Genomic DNA, 2,654 nt, shown 5'->3' with positions numbered 1-2,654 from the left:
TTCCTATCCTGTTGTATACTTTCATGACGGGCAAAATGTTTTTTATAGCAAGGAGTCTTTCATTGGTCATTCATGGAAGATCATCCCAGCTATTAAGCGTAATCCGGATATCAGTCGTATGATTGTCGTAGCCATTGATAATGATGGTATGGGTCGGATGAATGAGTATGCGGCTTGGAAGTTCCAAGAATCTCCGATCCCAGGACAGCAATTTGGCGGTAAGGGCGTGGAGTATGCCGAGTTTGTTATGGAGGTGGTCAAGCCATTTATCGATGAGACCTACCGTACTAAAGCTGATCGCCAGCATACGGCTATGGTTGGTTCCTCACTAGGAGGGAATATTACCCAGTTTATCGGTTTGGAATACCAAGACCAAATTGGTTGTCTAGGTGTCTTTTCATCTGCTAACTGGCTTCACCAAGAAGCTTTTAACCGCTATATCGAGCGTCAGCAACTATCGCCTGACCAGCGCATCTTCATCTATGTGGGAACGGAAGAAGCGGATGATACAGACAAGACCTTGATGGCTGGTAATATCAAACAAGCCTATATCGACTCTTCGCTTCGCTATTACCATGATTTGATAGCAGGGGGAGTACATCTGGATAATCTTGTGCTGAAAGTTCAATCTGGTGCCATCCATAGTGAAATCCCTTGGTCAGAAAATCTACCCGACTGTCTGAGATTTTTTGCAGAAAAATGGTAAAGTAAGAAAGGAGAAAATATGCATATTGAACATCTTAGCCACTGGAGTGGCAATCTTAACCGTGAAATGTACCTTAACCGTTATGGTCATGCTGGAATTCCAGTTGTGGTCTTTGCTTCATCTGGTGGTAGTCACAACGAATACTATGATTTTGGCATGATTGATGCTTGTGCTTCCTTTATTGAGGAAGGACGTGTTCAGTTCTTTACCCTATCCAGTGTAGACAGTGAGAGCTGGTTGGCCACTTGGAAAAACGGTCACGACCAAGCGGAGATGCACCGTGCCTACGAACGCTACGTGATTGAGGAAGCCATTCCTTTTATCAAGCATAAGACAGGTTGGTTTGATGGCATGATGACAACGGGTTGCTCAATGGGTGCCTACCATGCACTCAATTTCTTCCTCCAGCATCCAGATGTCTTTACCAAGGTGATTGCTCTCAGTGGTGTTTACGACGCACGTTTCTTTGTCGGTGATTACTACAACGATGATGCAATTTACCAAAACTCGCCAGTAGATTATATCTGGAACCAACACGACGGCTGGTTTATTGACCGTTATCGTCAGGCAGAGATTGTGCTGTGTACAGGACTTGGAGCCTGGGAACAAGATGGTCTACCATCTTTCTACAAGCTCAAAGAGGCCTTTGACCAGAAACAAATTCCAGCCTGGTTTGCTGAATGGGGACATGATGTCGCCCACGACTGGGAATGGTGGCGCAAACAAATGCCTTATTTCCTCGGCAGTCTCTATTTATAAAAGGAGTGACCTATGAATTACCTTGTTATTTCTCCCTACTATCCACAAAACTTTCAACAGTTTACCATCGAACTAGCCAATAAAGGCATCACCGTCTTGGGAATTGGTCAGGAACCTTACGAGCAATTGGATGAGCCTTTGCGCAATAGCCTGACCGAGTATTTCCGTGTTGACAATCTTGAGAACATAGATGAAGTCAAACGTGCAGTTGCTTTTCTCTTTTATAAACATGGCCCAATTGATCGCATTGAGTCTCATAATGAATACTGGCTTGAGTTAGATGCAAGTCTTCGTGAGCAATTCAATGTTTTTGGTGCCAAACCAGAGGATCTCAAAAAGACGAAATATAAGTCTGAAATGAAGAAGCTTTTCAAGAAAGCAGGTGTCCCTGTGGTACCTGGAGCTGTTATCAAGACGGAAGCAGATGTCGATCAAGCTGTGAATGAAATCGGCCTTCCAATGATTGCCAAACCTGATAATGGAGTGGGAGCAGCCGCAACCTTTAAACTTGAGACGGAAGACGATATCAATCACTTCAAGACTGAGTGGGATCATTCAACTGTTTATTTCTTTGAGAAATTTGTCACCTCTAGCGAAATTTGTACCTTTGATGGTCTTGTGGACAAGGATGGTAAAATTGTCTTCTCAACAACCTTTGATTACGCCTATACACCGCTTGATCTCATGATTTACAAGATGGACAATTCTTATTACGTTCTCAAGGATATGGATCCTAAATTACGTAAATATGGTGAGGCAATTGTCAAAGAATTTGGTATGAAAGAACGGTTCTTCCATATCGAGTTCTTCCGTGAGGGGGATGATTATATTGCCATCGAGTACAATAACCGTCCTGCAGGTGGTTTCACTATCGATGTTTATAATTTTGCTCATTCCTTGGACCTCTATCGAGGCTATGCGGCGATTGTCGCAGGAGAAGAGTTCCCAGTGTCAGAGTTTGAAGCGCAGTATTGTTTGGCTACTTCTCGCCGTGCCAATGCCCACTATGTATATTCAGAAGAGGATTTGCTTGACAAATATAGCCAGCAGTTCAAGGTTAAAAAAATCATGCCAGCAGCCTTTGCGGAACTTCAAGGAGATTACCTTTATATGCTGACAACACCTAGTCGACAAGAAATGGATCAGATGATTGCAGATTTCGGACAACGTCAAGCTTAAGGAACTATAG

General features: G+C 43.4%; 3 protein-coding genes. All 3 read left to right on the top strand.

Annotated features, from left to right (window positions below):
* On the top strand, positions 1-706 hold a 706-nt coding region (locus QZ359_RS05330; RefSeq protein WP_293963913.1), incomplete at its 5' end, for an alpha/beta hydrolase.
* Positions 707-724: 18 nt separating this feature from the next.
* The gene (locus QZ359_RS05325; RefSeq protein ID WP_293963912.1) at positions 725-1,465 is read left to right on the top strand and encodes an esterase family protein; all 741 of its coding nucleotides are present in this window, start codon (positions 725-727) and stop codon (positions 1,463-1,465) included.
* Between the two features lie 12 nt (positions 1,466-1,477).
* On the top strand, positions 1,478-2,644 hold the full coding sequence (locus QZ359_RS05320; protein ID WP_293963911.1) for an ATP-grasp domain-containing protein: 1,167 nt from the start codon (positions 1,478-1,480) through the stop codon (positions 2,642-2,644).
* Positions 2,645-2,654: the final 10 nt, after the last annotated feature.

Source organism: Streptococcus sp., assembly GCF_019414905.1.
Classification (GTDB): Bacteria; Bacillota; Bacilli; order Lactobacillales; family Streptococcaceae; genus Streptococcus.
Note: the sequence above shows the minus strand (reverse complement) of the source record. Positions and strands in the feature narration are given on the sequence as shown.